The following is a 19340-nucleotide window of genomic DNA, read 5'->3' as shown; positions in this document are numbered from 1 at the left end:
GTTTGTTTACGCGGTCAGCTGCGTACGCGCTTCTGCAAACTTGTGAAGCTACTCATTCACATTCATGAATTTCTTCGCCCACTCCACGTAGTCCTGTGGCTGCGTGTAAGTATGGGTCAGCTCGGTAGCGCTCATATCAGTGGTGCTTGCCAGAATCTGCCGCTGTTCTCTGAGGCAGTCGTAAGTGGCCTTGATCGCCGCGAAGTACGCCGCATGCCCGTCGACGCAGATGCGTACACCCATCTCAGCCAGGCGCGCGTTGTCGTGCAGTTCCGGGTTTCCGTAGGTCACCAGCATCAATGGCACCGTCACGCCTTCGGACAGCTGCGCCAAGTGATCGAAATCACGCACGCCGACGATGGTGATCCCGTCTGCACCGGCCGCCTGATACTGCTGAACACGGCTCACGGCTTCCTGAACCGGAATGATCGCGGCGTTGGTGCGGGCAAAAATCGACATTTCCGAATCGACCCGCGCTTCCAGTGCCGCACGAATCTTGCCGACACCTTCGGCTGTGGAAATCAGGTCAGTAGACTTGCGGCCGAACTGGGCGGGCAGCAGGGTATCTTCGATGGTCAGGGCCGAGATGCCGGCGCGCTCCAGCTCGGTCACGGTACGCATGACGTTCAACGCATTGCCATAACCGTGGTCGGCGTCGGCGATCACCGGCAGCTGGGCGACGCGGCCGATGCGAGTCGCCTGCTCGACGAATTCACTCAGGGTGATCAAGGCAAAGTCGGGGGCCGCGAGGACCTGAAGAGAGGCGACCGAGCCGCCTAGGATGCCGACTTCAAAGCCGAGGTCTGCGGCGATCCGCGCAGACATGGGGTCGAACACCGAGGCTGTGTGGAAGCAGGAATTCGAGGAGGTCAGTGCGCGAAAGTCGCGGCGCAGATCCTGATGGGAAGCCTTAGGCATAATCGCTCCAAATGTGATTGGATCAGCTCAGCGTTACCGAGGCCGATGGGTTTTTCAATGCATGGGTGGTCGGCCCGCGCATTCTTTTCGTCCGGATATCAATGCAGTAGTCGTCGTGGTCATTGGCGAAAGGGTGCAGCTGAAAGACGCGTTCGATGAGGCCTCGACAGCAAAAAAAGGCCGTCGAAAAAAAAACTGATCAAAATAAAGGCAGCATGCTACCACAGCATAAATCAAAAGATTATGCCGATAGTGGGCAGGGTTATGCGGATAGTGAAAGGCGCTGCAAGGAGGGAAACGCGCCGGGGGCATGGTCTGCCGTGCGGCACGAAGACCGGCGAGCGGGCGCTCGCCGACCTTCATGGTTGATCTCACGCAGCCTTGGCGGGCGCCTGGCTCAGCGAGCGGTTCAGCGCGCTGAACAGGGCGCGGAAGCTGGCGGTGGTGATGTTTTCATCGATGCCCACGCCGTGAACCGCACGCTCGCCGTTGACGCGCAGCTCGATGTAAGCAGCGGCCTTGGCAGTCGTACCCGCACCAATGGCGTGTTCGTTGTAGTCCATGATCTCCACCGAAACGGGCAGGCCGGCCACCAGTGCCTCCAGCGCACCCTTGCCCTTGCCACGCCAGTGCTGGGTTTCCCCGTCGACATGTACTTCCGCGTCGACCGCACTGTTGCCGTTTTCTTCCTGCAGCCTGTGGCTGATCAGCGCATACGGCGTATTGGCCTGCAGATACTCGCGGCGCAGCAGCGAATGAATCTGCTCGGCGGTCATTTCCAGCCCAAGCCGGTCGGTTTCACCCTGAACCACCTGGCTGAACTCGATCTGCATGCGGCGCGGCAGCGAGATACCGTATTCCTGTTCCAGCAGGTAGGTGATGCCGCCCTTTCCTGACTGGCTGTTGACGCGAATGACCGCTTCGTAGCTGCGACCGATATCAGCCGGGTCAATCGGCAGGTACGGGACTTCCCACAGCGTGTCTTCTTTCTGCTGAGCGAAGCCTTTGCGGATGGCGTCCTGGTGTGAACCGGAAAACGCGGTGTGAACCAGATCGCCCACGTACGGGTGGCGAGGGTGAACCGGGATCTGGTTGCACTCTTCGACGATCTTGCGTACGCCATCAATGTCGGAAAAATCCAGCTCCGGATCAATGCCCTGGGTGTAGAGGTTGAGCGCGACGGTCACCAGATCGACGTTGCCAGTTCGCTCGCCGTTGCCGAACAGGCAACCTTCGACGCGATCCGCGCCTGCCATCAGGCCCAGCTCGGTCGCTGCGACACCGGTGCCACGGTCGTTGTGGGTGTGCAGGCTGATAATCACGCTGTCGCGACGGGTGATGTTACGGCCGAACCATTCGATCTGATCGGCGTACACGTTCGGCGTGGCGACTTCCACAGTGGCCGGCAGGTTGAGAATCACCTTGTTGCCAGGCGTCGGGTTCCAGACTTCGATGACCGCGTCGCAGACTTCCTTGGCGAACTCCAGTTCGGTGGCGCTGAAGGTCTCGGGCGAATATTCAAACGTCCACTGCGTCTCTGGCTGCTGGGCGGCGTATTTGACGAACAGCTTGGCGGCGTTAACGGCGATTTCCTTCACCCCGGCCTTGTCCTGGTTGAAGACGATACGGCGGAAGGACGGGCTGGTGGCGTTGTACAGGTGAACGATGGCTTTCTTAGCGCCGCGCAGCGATTCGAACGTGCGGGCAATCAGGTCTTCGCGTGCCTGGGTCAACACCTGGATGGTGGTGTCGTCCGGAATGTGGCCGCCTTCAATCAGGGTGCGTACGAAATCGAAGTCAGTCTGGGACGCAGCCGGGAACGAGGCTTCGATTTCCTTCACGCCAACTTTCACCAGCGTCTTCCAGAAACGCAGTTTCTTGACCGCATCCATAGGCTCGATCAGCGATTGGTTGCCGTCGCGCAGGTCCGAGCTGCACCAGATCGGCGTCGCGGTAATGGCCTTGGAAGGCCAGGTGCGATCAGGCAGGTCGATGGTCGGAAAGGCACGGTACTTCTTCGAGGGATCTTTGAGCATGGTCATCGGGGTAGTCCTTTGTACTGAATGGGCCGAAAAGAGGCGGCCAACCGTTGAAGCGCAACGCAGGGTCGAGGCACCGCAATCTAGCCCGGCAGTCGTGCGCTGACCAGGCTGAGGCACCGATGCTGGCGCAAAAGGATGAGGAGGGTAGGGGACGTGTTCATGAGGCCAACCGTAACCACTGGCTGGAGGGTTGGCAAGCACTTGAGAAAAATTGGGATAAATTTTCCTTAATGGGTATTCAGGGGATTTTTCTGGCGTATTTCCTTTAAAAATTGCGGTTTTATTGTTCGCCTGTATTTCGACGCGCAATGCAGGCCCTGGCGTCGCGACTGCTCGCGCGGCCCGTGGGAGGGAGCTTGCTCGCGACAAACCATTACCGCCACAACGATGCAACGGCTGCAAACCGCTGTCGCGAGCAAGCTCCCTCCCACCGGAATCGCGGGATACCGCTACGGCTGGAATGCCCCGATAAAGATCGCCGGATCAACCCGCGCATCATTCAGGCTGACGTTCCAGTGCATGTGCGGTCCGGTCGCACGGCCGGTGGAGCCGACTTTGCCGACCACGCCACCGCGCGGCACGTTGTCGCCAGTCTTCACATCGATCTTCGACATATGGCAGAACATGCTGATGAAGCCCTGACCGTGGTCAACGAACACTGTGTTGCCGTTGAAGAAGTAGTTGCCGATCAGAATCACCTTGCCCGCAGCCGGTGACTTGATCGGCGTGCCCGCCGGCACCGCGAAATCCAGCCCGGCATGCGGGTTGCGCTCTTCACCGTTGAAGAAGCGGCGCACGCCGAACTTGCTGGAGAGCGGCCCGTTGACCGGTTTGTCCAGAATCAGGTTGCTCGGCGTTCCCGCGCTGAAACTGCGGTAGGCGCGGATCTGCTCGGCCAGTTCGCCTTCGATGCGCTTGACGTCATCGGGGTTGGGGTTGACCTGGCGCTTGTTCTTCAGCGTGATCCGCTGTTCCGGATACTTTTTGCTGCCGACAGTAAAGCTGACGTTTTTGCCATTGGTCGCCAACTGCTCAGTACCCGGTTTAACGCTCAGCGGTATGCCGACGATGGCCAGCCAGCGCGTGCCCTGCTCCTTCACCACCATCACCGGCTTGCCCTGATAGGTGGCTTTCGGTGCTTGAGCTCCGGTGCCCAGGTCGATGACCGCTACGCCGCCGGGCACAGGCTTGTTCAAGGCGCGGGTGATGAAACTGTCGGCCTGCGCCGGCAGGCACAGAAGGAGGGTGAAGAACAGGGCGGTCAGACGCAGCATCGATCAATCCAGAAGAGAGAGGGTAACGGGCGTCAGGTGATTGTCCTCGACGCGCACTTGCAGTTCGCCTTCGCCAAGCCTGGCGGTAAGACGCTGGCCGGTTCGGGTTTGCGACGCCGCGCGAATCGCGTGGCCGCGCTCGTCGAGCAGGATGCTGTAGCCGCGACCCAGCGTGGCGAGCGGGCTGACCACATGGAGAGTCTGAACCTGGCTTTGCAGTTTCAGCTGGCGTGTCTTCAACCCGTCGCGCATCGCGCGGGGCAAGCGCTCGGCCAGAACATCCAGGCGCTGGCGCAGGAAATTCAAGGTGCGGCCCGGATGTTGCGCGGCAAGGCGGCTTTCCATATGCGCCAGGCGTACCTGGCGTTTGTGCATGCTTTGCTCGAAGGCGCGGCGCATGCGCATGTCCAGATCGTCGAGCCGTTGCGCCTGCTGGCGCAGGCGTTCGCCGGGATGGCGCAAGCGTCGCGACAGGCCTTCCAGGCGCAGCCGCTCGCGCATCAGCCGATCCTGCATGCGACTGACCAGCCGGCGATGCAGGTTATCGACGCGGCGATGCAGATCGCTGGAATCCGGTGCCAGCAGTTCGGCCGCGGCAGACGGCGTCGGCGCTCGCACGTCTGCCACGAAATCGCTGATGGACACGTCGGTTTCATGCCCGACGGCGCTGACGATCGGCGTGACGCAGGCATCGATGGCGCGCGCTACGGCCTCTTCGTTGAAGCACCACAAGTCTTCCAGCGAACCGCCACCACGCGCCAGGATCAGTGCATCGAAACCGCGCGAGTCAGCAAGCTTCAGGGCCCGGACGATCTGGTTGATCGCTTCGCGGCCCTGGACCGCGGTCGGAATCAGCGTCAGTTGCACCCGCGGTGCCCGACGGCGGAACACGCTGATAATGTCGCGGATCACTGCGCCGGTCGGCGAGCTGATGATGCCGATGCGTTGCGGATGCAGTGGCAGCGGTACTTTGCGCTCGGTGCTGAACAGGCCTTCGTCGCTGAGCTTGGCCTTGAGCGCATCGAACGCCAGGCGCAGCGCGCCGTCGCCTGCCGGCTCCACGGTGTCGAGGATCAATTGATAATCGCCGCGTCCTTCGAACAGGGAGACCTTGCCGCGTACCTTGACCTGCAAGCCATCACGCAATGCCTGCCGAACCCGCGCCGCGCTCTGGCGAAACAGCGCGCAGCGAACCTGTGCGCCGGAGTCCTTGAGGGTGAAGTACACATGGCCGGACGCCGGCCGCGAGAGATTGGAAATCTCGCCTTCCACCCAGATGCCGCTGAACACATCTTCCAGCAACACCCGGGCCCGCCCGTTAAGCTGAGTGACAGTCAGGACTTCCCGGTCGAGGCCGAGTCTTGCAAAGGGGTCTTTAATCATGTCGGGCATCATAATGGCAATGCCCGCTCGGCGCACGAGATCATGAACTCCAGGCGCGCGCTTGCCCGCGACCGAGTAGTGTCTGCACATGCATCTGTGATTGACGGATCGCGGTCGCGGGCAAGCGCGCTCCTACGATCGGTGGGCCAGCTTGCCGACGTCCTCGCGACCAAGGTCGCTCCCACAAAAGCGTGTTCTGCGCCGGCCCCATCCCACAACCCTTTCAAGGAGGAAAAGATTGGGAAGCATCGATGTCGTCGCGGCCATCAGCCAATTGGGCTTCACGCCGCTGGACTGGCTGGTGATCGAACTGAGCGTGGTCGCAGCCTATGTAGTGTTCGGCATCGCGGGATTCGGCACGGCACTGGTGGCCGGTCCCATCCTGATCCACTTCATGCCGCTGTCGCGGATCATTCCTTTATTAGTAGTGCTGGATTTTCTGGCCGCATTCGGCAACCTGCTGCCATCGCGTCAATCGGTCGTGCGTGCCGAACTGCTGCGTCTGCTGCCCTGCATGGCGGTCGGCTGCTCGCTGGGCGTGGCGTTTCTGCTGAACCTGAAATCAGACGTTCTGCTGCTGTTGATGGGGCTGTTTATCACCGCGTACGCCTTGTACAGCCTTGCGGTCAAAGTTCGGCCAACGCAACTGGCCGCTGGGTGGGCGATCCCGATGGGGACGGTGGGTGGCCTGTTCGGTGCACTGTTCGGTAGCGGCGGATTTCTCTACGCGATTTACCTCAACAGCCGCCTGACTTCGAAAGAGCAGGCGCGCGCCACGCAAAGCGCACTGATCAGCTGCAGCACCGTAGTGCGTTTGAGCCTGTTTCTGATCGCCGGTGTCTACGCCGACATGCCGTTGCTGCTTCTGGCCGCTTGCCTGTTACCGGCCATGTTGGCGGGGTCATGGGTCGGCAGGCACCTGACCATGCGAATGTCCCGTGAAGCCTTCGTCAGGCTGGTGACCTGGCTGGTGCTGGTCAGCGGCATGGCCTTGATCATGCGTTACCTGACCGGCTGATCGAATGGGCTTGACCTGACCGGGTGGCTGATTAAGCTGCCGTACTCGATCAGCCGTCAGCGACACGCCGCCATGAACACCCAGAGCATCATCGTCCCGCAAATCTCCACCTTTCCCGGACATGAAGCCCGGGCGCGCCTGATCCTGCGCTGGCTGGTCAAGCTCAACGTCGTCGAGCCGGAACTGACCACCTGCGGGCGAACGGGAAGCAAGATGGCCTATGCCGTGGCGCCCGGCGCCAGAAGGGTAGTGGAAAACCCCGATGCACTGCCGTTCGGGCAGGCCATCAACGGTCTGGAGATCGTCACCAAACGCTGCATCTATACACCGCTCAACGATTTCGCAGAGGAAGCCGGCTGTCCCGAATGCCGGCGTGAAGTAGGCGAAGCGCTGTTCGACAGCCTCGAAGACTGGATGCCCGGTCACACCGATAACTTCACCTGTCCGGAATGCCGTCACGAAGACGATATCAACGGCTTCCTGTTTCTGGATCCTTGCGGGTTCTCCAATCTGGGCTTCATCTTCAACAACTGGCTCGATGCGTCGTTCACCCCGACGTTTCTGGCCGATTTCGCCGAACGCCTGGACCGTCCGGTGTCCTTCGTCAAGGTGCGGTTGTAAACGGCTTGATAATGGCCTCAGGTTTGCATTGAGCAGGCGGGGGTGTATGAGTATAATGGCGCGCTTCCAATTTTCCCGCTCGGGAGCCCCCGCGATGCTGCGTATCAGTCAAGAAGCCCTAACGTTCGACGACATTCTCCTAGTGCCTGGTTATTCCGAGGTGCTGCCCAACGAAGTCAGTCTGAAAACCCGTTTGACCCGTGGCATCGAACTGAATATTCCTTTGGTCTCCGCTGCGATGGACACCGTCACTGAAGCCCGTCTGGCCATCGCCATGGCTCAGGAAGGCGGTATCGGTATCATCCACAAGAACATGACCATCGAGCAGCAAGCTGCCGAAGTCCGCAAGGTCAAGAAGTTCGAAGCCGGTGTCGTCAAGGACCCGATCACCATCGAGGCTGACGCCACGGTTCGTGACCTGTTCGAACTCACCCGCCTGCACAATATTTCCGGCGTACCCGTACTGCATGATGGCGACCTGGTCGGCATCGTGACCTCGCGCGACGTGCGTTTCGAAAACCGTCTGGACGTTCCTGTCCGCGAAGTGATGACGCCCAAAGAGCGTCTGGTCACCGTGCGCGAAGGCGCCGACAAGAACGAAGTCCGCGAGCTGCTGCACAAGCACCGTCTGGAAAAGGTTCTGATCGTCGATGGCAAGTTCGCCCTCAAGGGCATGATGACCGTCAAGGACATCGAAAAAGCCAAGGCTTATCCGCTGGCGAGCAAGGACGACCAGGGTCGTCTGCGTGTCGGCGCTGCTGTCGGCACCGGCAAGGACACCGGCGACCGCGTCACCGCGCTGGTTGCTGCCGGCGTTGACGTGGTCGTGGTCGACACCGCTCACGGTCACTCCAAAGGCGTGATCGACCGCGTTCGCTGGGTCAAGGAAAACTTCCCGGAAGTGCAGGTCATCGGCGGCAACATCGCTACCGGCGAGGCTGCCAAGGCACTGGCCGCCGCTGGCGCCGATGCAGTCAAGGTCGGTATCGGCCCCGGCTCGATCTGCACCACCCGTATCGTTGCCGGCGTCGGCGTTCCGCAAATCAGCGCCATCGCCAACGTCGCGGCCGCGCTTGAAGGTACCGGCGTTCCGCTGATCGCCGACGGCGGCATCCGCTTCTCCGGCGACCTGTCCAAGGCCATAGTGGCCGGTGCATCCTGCGTCATGATGGGTTCGATGTTCGCCGGTACCGAAGAGGCTCCGGGCGAAATCGAACTGTTCCAGGGCCGTTCCTACAAGGCTTACCGCGGCATGGGCTCGCTGGGCGCAATGTCTCAGTCCCAAGGTTCCTCGGACCGTTACTTCCAGGACTCGTCCGCCGGTGCCGAGAAGCTGGTGCCGGAAGGTATCGAAGGCCGCGTCGCCTACAAAGGCCCGCTGGCAGCGATCGTCCATCAGCTGATGGGTGGCCTGCGTTCTTCGATGGGTTACACCGGTAGCGCCGATATCGAAGAAATGCGCACCAAACCCGAGTTCGTACGCATCACTGGCGCCGGCATGGCTGAGTCCCACGTCCATGACGTGCAGATCACCAAGGAAGCGCCGAACTACAGAGTCGGCTGAAGCTTCCTGCCCCAAGCGACAATCCTTGAGCTACAAGCGACGGTTGCGGTGACGCAACCGTCGCGATTTCGACAACTTGCAGCTTGCAGCTTCAAGCTTGCAGCTGCTCTTTAGAGCCCCGCCCATGTCCCTCGACATTCACGCCCACCGTATTCTGATCCTCGACTTCGGTTCCCAGTACACCCAGCTGATCGCCCGCCGCGTGCGTGAGATCGGCGTGTATTGCGAACTGCACCCGTTCGACATGGATGACGAAGCGATTCGCGAATTCGCGCCACGCGGGATCATCCTGGCCGGCGGCCCCGAATCCGTCCACGAAGCCGACAGCCCGCGTGCGCCGCAGGCCGTGTTCGACCTGGGCGTGCCAGTTTTCGGTATCTGCTACGGCATGCAGACCATGGCTGAACAGCTGGGCGGCCGCGTTGCCGGTTCCGACCTGCGCGAGTTCGGTTATGCCCGCGTCGACGTGGTCGGCAAGAGCCGCATCCTCGACGGTATCGAAGACCATATCGACGCCGACGGCGTGTTCGGTCTCGATGTCTGGATGAGCCATGGCGACAAGGTCACCGAGATCCCGGAAGGCTTCCACGTTCTGGCCAGCACCCCGAGCTGCCCGATCGCCGGCATGGCTGACGACACACGTGCGTACTACGGCGTGCAGTTCCACCCGGAAGTGACCCACACCAAGCAAGGCGGCCGTATCCTGTCGCGCTTCATCCTCGACATCTGCGGTTGCGAAGCGCTGTGGACACCGTCGCACATCGCTGAAGACGCCATCGCCAACATCCGCGCCCAGGTTGGTACCGACAACGTGCTGCTCGGCCTGTCCGGCGGCGTCGACTCCTCCGTGGTCGCCGCGCTGTTGCACAAGGCCATCGGCGATCAGCTGACCTGCGTCTTCGTCGACAATGGTTTGCTGCGTCTGCACGAAGGCGAGCAAGTGATGGCCATGTTCGCCGAGAACATGGGCGTCAAGGTGATCCGCGCCAACGCCGAAGAGCAGTTCCTGAGCAACCTGGCTGGCGAAAGCGATCCGGAGAAGAAGCGCAAGATCATCGGCCGCACCTTCATCGACGTGTTCGATGCCGAATCCTGCAAGCTGGACAACATCAAGTACCTGGCCCAGGGCACTATCTATCCGGACGTGATCGAGTCGGCTGGCGCGAAGAGCGGCAAGGCCCACGTCATCAAGTCGCACCACAACGTGGGCGGCCTGCCGGAGGAAATGAACCTCAAGCTGGTCGAGCCGCTGCGTGAGCTGTTCAAGGACGAAGTCCGCCGTCTGGGCCTGGAACTGGGCCTGCCATACGACATGGTCTACCGCCACCCATTCCCGGGCCCGGGCCTGGGCGTGCGCATCCTCGGTGAAGTGAAAAAGGAATACGCCGACCTGCTGCGTCGCGCGGACCACATCTTCATCGAAGAACTGCGCAAGGCCGACTGGTACCACAAGGTCAGCCAGGCCTTCGTGGTATTCCAGCCGGTCAAGTCGGTCGGCGTGGTCGGCGATGGCCGTCGTTACGCCTGGGTCGTCGCCCTGCGCGCGGTGGAAACCATCGACTTCATGACTGCCCGCTGGGCACACCTGCCGTACGAACTGCTGGAAACCGTCAGCGGCCGCATCATCAACGAAATCGAAGGCATCTCTCGCGTGACCTACGACGTGTCGAGCAAGCCGCCGGCGACGATTGAGTGGGAGTGATCCACGCGCCCGGATTAGCTGATTAATCCGTAGCAACCAAAAGGCCGGAGAAAACCCCAGGGTTATCTCCGGCCTTTTTGCAACACTTCGTCGGTTGCCGTCACATCCTTCATGTCCATCAATCCAAGCGCATCGGCCAATTGCCCCGGCTTGTCTAAAGGCCGTGCGCCAGCAGGTTCATCAGGGTGTGCGACAGCCGCGCCCTTATCATTCTGCAGATGCAGGTGTATCGTATTCGCCCCTCGCATCTGCTCTCAGGTGCTCCGGTAGTTTTTGAGGTTCAAGCGTTCATGTCCTTTACACGTCGACAATTTATCGGAGGTCTGGCCGGTCTTGCCGTAGTGGGTCTGGGCGCAGGCGCTGCGTCGCGTTATTGGCTGGGCCGCAGCGGGCCGGGAGAAGGGCACGACTTCGTGTTGATTGCGGCACCGCTTGATGTCGAACTGGTCGCTGGCCATAAAACGCCTGCCTGGGCATTTGGTGGTTCTGCGCCAGGCACTGAGTTGCGTGTGCGCCAGGGGGAGTGGCTGCGGTTGCGCTTCATCAATCAGCTGCCGGTCGAAACCACGATCCATTGGCACGGCATCCGCTTGCCGCTGGAGATGGACGGCGTGCCTTATGTGTCGCAGTTGCCGGTCAAGCCGGGCGAGTACTTCGACTACAAGTTCCGGGTCCCGGACGCAGGTAGCTACTGGTATCACCCGCACGTGAGCAGCAGCGAAGAGCTGGGTCGTGGACTGGTGGGCCCATTGATCGTGGAAGAGCGCGAGCCGACCGGCTTTCTGCATGAACGCACCGTCAACCTGAAAAGCTGGCACGTCGACCAGCAAGGTGCGTTCACCGAGTTCAGCGTGCTGCGAGAGGCTGCGCGCGAAGGAACGGCGGGGCGCCTGTCGACGCTGAATGGAATCCCTCAGGCCGTCATCGAGTTGCCCGCCGGACAGATCACGCGGGTGCGCTTGCTCAATCTGGACAATACGGTGACCTACCGGCTCAACCTGCCCGACGCCGAAGCGCGTATCTATGCGCTGGATGGCAATCCGGTAGCCCCGAGGCCTTTTGGCGAAGAGTACTGGCTCGGGCCGGGGATGCGCATTTGTCTGGCCATCAAGGCGCCGGCTGCGGGCGAAGAAATCGCCTTGCGCAACGGCCCGGTGCGTCTTGGGACGTTTCGATCGGTCTCCAGCGAAAGCGCATCCGCGCAATGGCCGCCGGAGCTGCCAGCCAATCCGGTGGCCGAGCCGGATCTTGAGGCTGCCGAAAAGATCAACTTCAACTTCGAATGGGCCGGCTCGATGTCGGTCAATACCGACAATGGCAAGCCCCCGAGCCTGTGGCAGATCAATGGTCAGGCCTGGGATATCACCGACAAGACATGTGCTGACCGGCCGATTGCCAGGCTGGCGCTAGGCAAGAGTTATGTCTTCGAACTGCGCAACATGACCCAGTATCAACATCCGATCCATCTGCACGGCTTGAGCTTCAAGGTGATTGCGTCTAATCGGCGCAAGATCATTCCTTACTTTACTGACACCTTTCTGCTGGGCAGAAACGAGCGGGCGCGGATCGCTCTGGTCGCTGATAACCCCGGTGTGTGGATGTTTCACTGCCATGTGATCGACCACATGGAAACCGGCCTCATGGCCGCCATCGAGGTTTCGTGATGAGGCAGCCACAGATTATCGATCGCAGCCGCGATCAGGACTTCATGCGCGAGGCGCTGGAGCTGGCGCGTCAAGGCGCGCTGCTGGGCGAAGTGCCAGTGGGCGCAGTGCTGGTACAAGGCGGCGAAATCATCGGTCGAGGATTCAACTGCCCGATCAGTGCCAGCGATCCCAGCGCCCACGCGGAAATGGTCGCCATCCGCGATGCCGCAAAGGCGCTCGACAATTACCGACTGCCCGGCAGCACGCTGTACGTGACCCTTGAGCCGTGCAGCATGTGCGCGGGGCTGATTGTGCATTCGCGTGTCGCCCGGGTGGTTTACGGCGCGCTTGAGCCCAAGGCCGGCATTGTTCAGAGTCAGGGCCAGTTCTTCACCCAGGGTTTTCTCAACCACCGAGTGTTGTATGAAGGCGGAGTATTGGGCGAGGAGTGCGGCACGATGCTCAGCGAGTTTTTTCGGCAGAGAAGAGCTGCACTCAAACCGTAGGAGTCCGGGAAGGGATCTTTCCAGCCGGTGTATCTGTTGAGTATGTACCGGCCGCTTCGCGAGCAAGCTCGCTCCCACAAGAACCGTAACGTGGGCAGTGGCACCTGTGGGAGCCAGCTTGCTGGCGAAGCGGCCGGCGCGCATTAGCGTTGGAACACAGTCTATTGTTCCGCGGCAAGAATCAGGGGGCAGGTTGCGGCTGGCTGGACTGTGGCGCCTGTGCCGGCTTGGTCTTGTCCACGCCGGGGACGTGCAGATTGCCGTCGGCGACCTGGTCACCTTCCAGTTGCGGCTGTGTCACCCAGGTCAGAATGTCGTAGTAACGGCGGATGTTGGCCACGAAGTGCACCGGCTCGCCGCCACGGGCGTAACCGTAACGGGTCTTGCTGTACCACTTCTTCTGGGAAAGGCGGGGCAGCATCTTTTTCACATCCAGCCATTTGTTCGGGTTAAGCCCCTCGTTTTCCGCGAGTTTGCGCGCGTCTTCCAGATGGCCACCGCCTACGTTGTAGGACGCAAGCGCCAGCCATGTACGATCCGGCTCTTCTATCTTCGGATCGAGCTGATCTTTAACGTAGGCAAAATACTTGGCACCGCCCTGAATACTTTGTCGCGCGTCCAGCCGGTTGGTGACGCCCATGGCTTGCGCAGTGTTCTGAGTCAGCATCATCAGGCCACGAACCCCGGTCTTGGACGTCACCGCCGGCTGCCACATCGATTCCTGATAGCCGATGGCCGCCAGGAGCCTCCAGTCGACCTGTTCTTTTTTGGCGGAAACCTGAAAGTGCTTCTCGTACTTGGGCAGGCGCTCCTGCAAGTGTTGGGCGAAGGTATAAGCGCCGACGTAACCCAGCACGTCGACGTGCCCGTAGTAGCGGTCCTTCAGGCGTTGCAGGGTGCCGTTCTTTTCGACCTTGTCGAGGTAGGCGTTGATCTCGTTGAGCAGGCTGTTGTCTTCGCCGGCAGCCACGGCCCAGCGCTGCTTGCGCGTTTCGCCCAGGTCGAAGGCGACGCGGACATTGGGGAAATACACCTGATTCATGGCCAGTTCGTTGGAGTCGACCAGCGTCAGGTCAATCTGGCCTTCATCGACCATGCGCAGCAAGTCGACCACTTCAACGGCGTCGGATTCTTCGTATTCCACGCCAGGATTCTTCGCCTTCAGCTCAGCCAGCTGCTCGGCGTGGCTGCTGCCCTTGAGCACGACAATGCGCTTGCCCACCAGATCGCCCGGATCGGTGGGCCGGCTCTGACCGTTGCGATAGACCACTTGCGGAGTGACGTCCAGATAAGGGTGGGAGAAGCGCGCCTGCTGTTTGCGCCTGGCCGTGTCGATCAGGCCAGCAGCGCCGAGCACCGGGCCGCCTGGCTTGCCGATTTCACCGAACAGGTCGTCAAGGTTGTCAGCGGTCTCGATCTTCAGTTCCACGCCCATGTCTTCGGCGAAACGCTTGACCAGCTCGTACTCGAAGCCGGTTTCGCCGCTGCGATCCTGAAAGTAGGTCGCCGGGCTGTTGCGAGTGACCACGCGCAGCACGCCGTCCTCCTTGACTCGCTCCAGTGTGTTGGGTTTATCCACACAGGCGCCGAGCATCAGGAAGAGTCCGGTTGCGATGAGCCATCTGGCGCAACGAGGGCGGAAATCTGGTCGGGAGAACATCGGTGCAGTATACGCAAAGCGCATCAACCGCCATATCTCGACAGTTACGCTTGCGTCTGATAGGCGAGCGGCTTTTTGAAGCCGATGTCACGGTTTCGGCGCGACGCGACATTCGGCCCTGTTCATTGCAGCCGTTATGAGTGCTCTAAGGCACGCTTTAGGCTAGAATGCGTGGCCTCAAAGCACACCCCCTTCCGAGGCTGTCCCGAAGATGTTGATCCTGCGCGGTGCTCCTGCTCTTTCTGCCTTCCGCCACAGCAAATTACTTGAACAACTGAAACAAAAGGTTTCAGCTGTCAGTGGCCTGTACGCTGAATTCGCCCACTTCGCTGACGTCACTGATGCGTTGTCCAGCGAAGAACAGCAGGTTCTCGACCGTCTCCTGAAGTACGGCCCGAGCGTGCCGGTTCAAGAGCCAGGCGGCCGTCTGTTCCTGGTCGTTCCACGATTCGGCACGATTTCGCCCTGGTCGAGCAAGGCCAGCGATATCGCCCGTAACTGCGGTCTGACGAAGATCCAGCGCATCGAGCGCGGGATTGCCTTCTATGTGGAAGGCCAGTTCAGCGAGGCTGAAGCTCAGGCCGTAGCGGACAGCCTGCATGACCGCATGACCCAGCTGGTGCTGGACGATCACGCTCAGGCAGCCGGTCTTTTCAGCCACGCCCAGCCCAAGCCGCTGACCGCGGTGGACATTCTGGGTGGCGGTCGTGCCGCGCTGGAGAAGGCCAACATCGAACTGGGCCTGGCGCTTGCCGAGGACGAGATCGACTATCTGGTGACCAGCTTCAACGGTCTGGGGCGCAACCCCCACGACATCGAACTGATGATGTTTGCCCAGGCCAACTCCGAACATTGCCGTCACAAGATCTTCAACGCCAGTTGGGATATCGACGGCGAGAGTCAGGACAAGAGCCTGTTCGGCATGATCAAGAACACCTACGTGATGCACAGCGAAGGTGTTCTGTCGGCTTACAAGGACAACGCTTCGGTGATCGTCGGCAACGTCGCCGGCCGTTTCTTCCCGGACCCGGAAACCCGTCAGTACGGCGCGGTGCAGGAGCCGGTACACATCCTGATGAAGGTCGAGACGCATAACCACCCGACCGCCATCGCGCCATTCCCCGGCGCGTCCACCGGTTCCGGCGGCGAGATTCGCGATGAAGGTGCAACCGGTCGCGGCGCCAAGCCAAAAGCCGGCCTGACCGGTTTCACCGTGTCCAACCTGCAGATCCCAGGTTTCGTGCAGCCGTGGGAGAAGCCATACGGCAAACCCGACCGCATCGTGACCCCGCTGGACATCATGATCGAAGGCCCGCTGGGCGGTGCAGCGTTCAACAACGAGTTCGGTCGTCCGGCATTGACCGGCTACTTCCGCACCTTCGAACAATCGATCACCACGCCCCATGGCGACGAAGTGCGCGGCTACCACAAGCCGATCATGCTCGCCGGCGGCATGGGCAACATCCGTGAAGAACACGTCCAGAAAGGCGAAATCACCGTCGGCTCCAAGCTGATCGTGCTCGGCGGCCCGGCGATGTTGATCGGCCTGGGTGGCGGCGCCGCTTCCTCCATGGCCACCGGCACCAGCTCGGCGGATCTGGATTTCGCTTCCGTTCAGCGTGAAAACCCTGAAATGGAGCGCCGTTGCCAGGAAGTCATCGACCGTTGCTGGCAGCTGGGCGACAAGAACCCGATCAGCTTCATCCACGACGTGGGTGCCGGCGGTCTGTCCAACGCGTTCCCCGAACTGGTGAACGATGGCGGTCGTGGCGGTCGTTTCGAGCTGCGTAACGTGCCCAACGACGAGCCGGGCATGGCCCCGCTGGAAATCTGGAGCAACGAATCCCAGGAACGTTACGTGCTGGCGGTCGGCGTCGAGGACTACGAGCGCTTCAAGGCGATCTGCGAGCGCGAGCGTTGCCCGCATGCCGTGGTCGGCGAAGCCACTGCCGAGCCGCAACTGACCGTCACCGACAGCCATTTCGGCAACAGCCCTGTGGACATGCCGCTGGAAGTGTTGTTGGGCAAGGCGCCGCGCATGCACCGTTCGGTGGAGCGCGAAGCTGAACTGGGCGACGATTTCGACCCGAGCACGCTGGATATCGAAGAAAGCGTGCAACGAGTACTGCGTCATCCGGCTGTGGCGAGCAAGAGCTTCCTGATCACCATCGGCGACCGCAGCATCACCGGCCTCGTCGCTCGCGACCAGATGGTCGGCCCGTGGCAGGTACCGGTGGCCGATTGCGCCGTGACCGCCACCAGCTTCGACGTCTACACCGGTGAGGCCATGGCCATGGGCGAGCGCACGCCGGTGGCACTGCTGGACGCTCCGGCGTCCGGGCGCATGGCAATCGGCGAAACGCTGACCAACATCGCCGCCTCGCGCATCGAGAAGCTGTCCGACATCAAGCTGTCGGCCAACTGGATGTCCGCGGCCGGCCACCCTGGCGAAGACGCGCGTCTGTACGACACCGTGAAAGCGGTTGGCATGGAACTGTGCCCTGAACTGGGCCTGACCATTCCGGTGGGCAAGGACTCGATGTCCATGAAAACCCGCTGGAACGATGAGGGCGCCGAGAAGAGCGTTACCTCGCCGCTGTCGCTGATCGTGACCGGCTTTGCACCGGTGGCCGACATTCGCAAGACCCTGACGCCTGAATTGCGCATGGACAAAGGCATCACCGACCTGATCCTGATCGACCTGGGCCGTGGCCAGAACCGCATGGGTGCTTCCATTCTGGCGCAGGTTCACGGCCAGCTTGGGCGCACCGCGCCGGACGTCGATGACGCCGAGGACCTCAAGGCGTTCTTCGCCGTGATCCAGGGCCTCAACGCCGACGGCCACATCCTGGCCTACCACGACCGTTCCGACGGCGGTCTGCTGGTCAGCGCGCTGGAAATGGCATTCGCCGGCCATTGCGGTCTGAACCTGCACCTCGACGGTCTGGCTGAAAACGCCGCCGAACTGAGCGCGATCCTGTTCAACGAAGAGCTGGGCGCGGTGATTCAGGTTCGCCAGGACGCCACGCCGCTGGTGCTGGCGCAGTTCAGCGCGGCCGGTCTGGAAGACTGCGTCGCGGTCATCGGTCAGCCGGTCAACAACGACGACGTGTCCATCAGTTTCCACGGTGAGCCGGTCTTCAGCGGCAAGCGTCGTCTGTTGCATCGCCAGTGGGCGGAAACCAGCTACCAGATCCAGCGTCTGCGCGACAACGTGGAATGTGCGGATCAGGAATTCGATGCCCTGCTGGAAGAAGACAATCCGGGCTTGAGCGTGAAGCTGGGCTTTGACGTCAATGACGACATCGCCGCGCCTTACATCAAGAAGGGCGTCCGACCTCAGGTGGCAGTCCTGCGCGAGCAGGGCGTGAACGGTCAGGTGGAAATGGCGGCAGCCTTCGACCGCGCCGGCTTCAACGCCATCGACGTGCACATGAGCGATATCCTGGCCGGTCGTGTCGACCTGAATGACTTCAAGGGCATGGTTGCCTGCGGCGGCTTCTCGTACGGTGACGTGCTGGGTGCCGGTGAAGGCTGGGCCAAGTCCGCGCTGTTCAACAGCCGTGCTCGCGACGCGTTCCAGGGCTTCTTCGAGCGTACCGACAGCTTCACGCTGGGCGTGTGCAACGGTTGCCAGATGCTCTCCAACCTGCATGAGCTGATCCCGGGCAGCGAGTTCTGGCCGCACTTCGTACGTAACCGTTCGGAGCAGTTCGAAGCGCGCGTTGCGATGGTGCAGATTCAGGAGTCGCCGTCGATCTTCCTGCAGGGCATGGCCGGTTCGCGCATGCCGATCGCCATCGCCCACGGCGAAGGTCATGCCGAGTTCAAGCACAGCGATGCACTGCTTGAAGCCGATGTCTCGGGTACCGTGGCGCTGCGTTTCGTGGACAACCACGGGAAGGTTACCGAAACCTACCCGGCCAACCCGAACGGCTCGCCGCGCGGTATTGGCGGCATGACCACGCTGGACGGCCGCGTCACCATCATGATGCCGCACCCTGAGCGTGTGTTCCGCGCGGTGCAGAACTCGTGGCGTCCTGAAGAGTGGAACGAGGACGGCGCGTGGATGCGCATGTTCCGGAACGCTCGCGTCTGGGTGAACTAAGCACCATGTACAAGCTCGCCTTCTTCGTGCCGGCGAGCCACGTGGATGAGGTCAAGAGCGCCGTATTCGCTGCTGGTGCAGGGCGAATCGGCGCTTACGACCACTGCGCGTGGCAAGTGCTCGGCCAGGGCCAGTTCCGCCCGCTGGATGGCAGCCAGCCATTCATCGGGCAGAGCGGTCAGGTCAAGTATGTGCAAGAGTGGAAGGTGGAGCTGGTGGTGGCCGACGAGCTGATTCGTCAGGTCGTCGCTGCCCTCAAGCAAAGCCACCCGTACGAAACGCCTGCCTATGAAGTGTGGCGGTTGGAAGATTTCTAGGCCTTTTACGGCCTGATCTCGATCATCGTTCCGTCTTTCACCAGATCCCAGACCTCGCGCATGTCGTTGTTCTTCAGCGCGATGCAGCCGTTGGTCCAGTCCAGGGTATGGAAATACCATTCCGGGTATTCCTCATCCACTGGCGTGCCGTGGATCATGATCATGCTGCCCGGTTTTACGCCTTCCCGACGAGCACGGGCCGCGTCCGAGATATTCGGATAGGAAATGTGCAGCGAGAGGTTGTAGTTGCTGCTCGGCTTGCGCCAGTCCAGCCAGTAGAAACCCTCCGGAGTACGCTGGTCACCTTCCTGCAGTTTGGTACCGACCGGGTTCCTGCCCAGAGAAATGCGATAGGTCTTGAGCGCTTCGCCGCCGCTGATCAGCTGCAGCTGACGCGCGGCCTTGAGCACCAGCACTTTGTCGATCTTGCGATCCGCCAGGCGCTCGGTGTTGATGACCTTGTTGTTGATGATCTTCTGCTCGCTACCCTTGGGCACGATGGTCTGGGTGAATGCGGCCTGCGACAGCGGTACGAACGTCATGCAAAGAAAAGCCAACAACCAGCGCATTTGCGGTATCCC

14 protein-coding genes are annotated in these 19340 nt (G+C 61.3%); 8 read left to right on the top strand and 6 right to left on the bottom strand.

Going from position 1 to position 19340, the window contains the following annotated elements:
• Positions 1 to 48: 48 nt before the first annotated feature.
• The 4 genes from J3P77_RS17205 to xseA all read right to left on the bottom strand — a co-directional run bounded on the left by J3P77_RS17205 (position 49) and on the right by xseA (position 5617).
• Positions 49 to 918 (bottom strand): isocitrate lyase/PEP mutase family protein, encoded by an 870-nt coding sequence (locus J3P77_RS17205; RefSeq protein ID WP_434677788.1) that lies wholly within the window; start codon positions 916 to 918, stop codon positions 49 to 51.
• 371 nt (positions 919 to 1289) lie between these two features.
• Positions 1290 to 2960: a 2-isopropylmalate synthase gene (leuA, locus tag J3P77_RS17200; RefSeq protein ID WP_434677787.1), complete on the bottom strand. Its 1671-nt coding sequence runs from the start codon at positions 2958 to 2960 to the stop codon at positions 1290 to 1292.
• Positions 2961 to 3409: 449 nt separating this feature from the next.
• Positions 3410 to 4234 carry a peptidoglycan DD-metalloendopeptidase family protein gene (locus tag J3P77_RS17195; protein ID WP_434677786.1) on the bottom strand — a complete coding sequence of 275 codons (825 nt, stop codon included), beginning with the start codon at positions 4232 to 4234 and terminating at the stop codon, positions 3410 to 3412.
• A 3-nt stretch (positions 4235 to 4237) separates the two neighbouring features.
• Complete coding sequence (gene xseA, locus J3P77_RS17190; protein WP_434677785.1) at positions 4238 to 5617, bottom strand: exodeoxyribonuclease VII large subunit; 1380 nt, start codon at positions 5615 to 5617, stop codon at positions 4238 to 4240.
• A 238-nt stretch (positions 5618 to 5855) separates the two neighbouring features.
• Here xseA and J3P77_RS17185 point away from each other — a divergent pair, with 238 nt between their 5' ends.
• The 6 genes from J3P77_RS17185 to tadA all read left to right on the top strand — a co-directional run bounded on the left by J3P77_RS17185 (position 5856) and on the right by tadA (position 12674).
• The gene (locus J3P77_RS17185; protein ID WP_434677784.1) at positions 5856 to 6635 is read left to right on the top strand and encodes a sulfite exporter TauE/SafE family protein; all 780 of its coding nucleotides are present in this window, start codon (positions 5856 to 5858) and stop codon (positions 6633 to 6635) included.
• A 72-nt stretch (positions 6636 to 6707) separates the two neighbouring features.
• A complete protein-coding gene (locus J3P77_RS17180) occupies positions 6708 to 7256 on the top strand; it encodes a sugar ABC transporter ATPase (protein WP_434677783.1) in 549 nt (182 codons plus the stop codon).
• 94 nt (positions 7257 to 7350) lie between these two features.
• Complete coding sequence (guaB, locus tag J3P77_RS17175; protein WP_434677782.1) at positions 7351 to 8820, top strand: IMP dehydrogenase; 1470 nt, start codon at positions 7351 to 7353, stop codon at positions 8818 to 8820.
• 124 nt (positions 8821 to 8944) lie between these two features.
• Positions 8945 to 10522, top strand: a complete 1578-nt coding sequence (gene guaA, locus J3P77_RS17170) for a glutamine-hydrolyzing GMP synthase (protein WP_434677781.1) — start codon at positions 8945 to 8947, stop codon at positions 10520 to 10522.
• A 290-nt stretch (positions 10523 to 10812) separates the two neighbouring features.
• Positions 10813 to 12186: a multicopper oxidase family protein gene (locus J3P77_RS17165; protein WP_434677780.1), complete on the top strand. Its 1374-nt coding sequence runs from the start codon at positions 10813 to 10815 to the stop codon at positions 12184 to 12186.
• Positions 12186 to 12674: a tRNA adenosine(34) deaminase TadA gene (tadA, locus tag J3P77_RS17160; RefSeq protein WP_434677779.1), complete on the top strand. Its 489-nt coding sequence runs from the start codon at positions 12186 to 12188 to the stop codon at positions 12672 to 12674. Before J3P77_RS17165 ends, tadA begins: the two co-directional genes overlap by 1 nt.
• 181 nt (positions 12675 to 12855) lie before the next feature.
• Here tadA and mltF read toward each other — a convergent pair whose 3' ends face one another.
• A complete protein-coding gene (gene mltF / locus J3P77_RS17155) occupies positions 12856 to 14334 on the bottom strand; it encodes a membrane-bound lytic murein transglycosylase MltF (RefSeq protein WP_434682045.1) in 1479 nt (492 codons plus the stop codon).
• 211 nt (positions 14335 to 14545) lie between these two features.
• Here mltF and purL point away from each other — a divergent pair, with 211 nt between their 5' ends.
• Complete coding sequence (gene purL, locus J3P77_RS17150) at positions 14546 to 18442, top strand: phosphoribosylformylglycinamidine synthase (RefSeq protein ID WP_434677778.1); 3897 nt, start codon at positions 14546 to 14548, stop codon at positions 18440 to 18442.
• 5 nt (positions 18443 to 18447) lie between these two features.
• Positions 18448 to 18759, top strand: a complete 312-nt coding sequence (locus J3P77_RS17145) for an NGG1p interacting factor NIF3 (RefSeq protein WP_434677777.1) — start codon at positions 18448 to 18450, stop codon at positions 18757 to 18759.
• 5 nt (positions 18760 to 18764) lie between these two features.
• Here J3P77_RS17145 and J3P77_RS17140 read toward each other — a convergent pair whose 3' ends face one another.
• Entirely contained in the window at positions 18765 to 19328 is a 564-nt protein-coding gene (locus J3P77_RS17140; protein WP_434677776.1) for a L,D-transpeptidase family protein, read from the bottom strand.
• Positions 19329 to 19340 lie beyond the last annotated feature (12 nt).

It is taken from the genome of Pseudomonas sp. R1-18 (assembly GCF_051132095.1).
Lineage (GTDB): Bacteria > Pseudomonadota > Gammaproteobacteria > Pseudomonadales > Pseudomonadaceae > Aquipseudomonas.
Note: the sequence above shows the minus strand (reverse complement) of the source record. Positions and strands in the feature narration are given on the sequence as shown.

Coding starts and splice junctions, on each gene's coding strand:
- J3P77_RS17205 (WP_434677788.1), bottom strand. CDS start 918: ATGCCTAAGGCTTCCCATCAGGATCTGCGCCGCGACTTTCGCGCACTG.
- J3P77_RS17145 (WP_434677777.1), top strand. CDS start 18,448: ATGTACAAGCTCGCCTTCTTCGTGCCGGCGAGCCACGTGGATGAGGTC.
- J3P77_RS17140 (WP_434677776.1), bottom strand. CDS start 19,328: ATGCGCTGGTTGTTGGCTTTTCTTTGCATGACGTTCGTACCGCTGTCG.
- guaB (WP_434677782.1), top strand. CDS start 7,351: ATGCTGCGTATCAGTCAAGAAGCCCTAACGTTCGACGACATTCTCCTA.
- tadA (WP_434677779.1), top strand. CDS start 12,186: ATGAGGCAGCCACAGATTATCGATCGCAGCCGCGATCAGGACTTCATG.
- mltF (WP_434682045.1), bottom strand. CDS start 14,334: ATGTTCTCCCGACCAGATTTCCGCCCTCGTTGCGCCAGATGGCTCATC.
- guaA (WP_434677781.1), top strand. CDS start 8,945: ATGTCCCTCGACATTCACGCCCACCGTATTCTGATCCTCGACTTCGGT.
- leuA (WP_434677787.1), bottom strand. CDS start 2,960: ATGACCATGCTCAAAGATCCCTCGAAGAAGTACCGTGCCTTTCCGACC.
- xseA (WP_434677785.1), bottom strand. CDS start 5,617: ATGATTAAAGACCCCTTTGCAAGACTCGGCCTCGACCGGGAAGTCCTG.
- purL (WP_434677778.1), top strand. CDS start 14,546: ATGTTGATCCTGCGCGGTGCTCCTGCTCTTTCTGCCTTCCGCCACAGC.
- J3P77_RS17165 (WP_434677780.1), top strand. CDS start 10,813: ATGTCCTTTACACGTCGACAATTTATCGGAGGTCTGGCCGGTCTTGCC.
- J3P77_RS17195 (WP_434677786.1), bottom strand. CDS start 4,234: ATGCTGCGTCTGACCGCCCTGTTCTTCACCCTCCTTCTGTGCCTGCCG.
- J3P77_RS17180 (WP_434677783.1), top strand. CDS start 6,708: ATGAACACCCAGAGCATCATCGTCCCGCAAATCTCCACCTTTCCCGGA.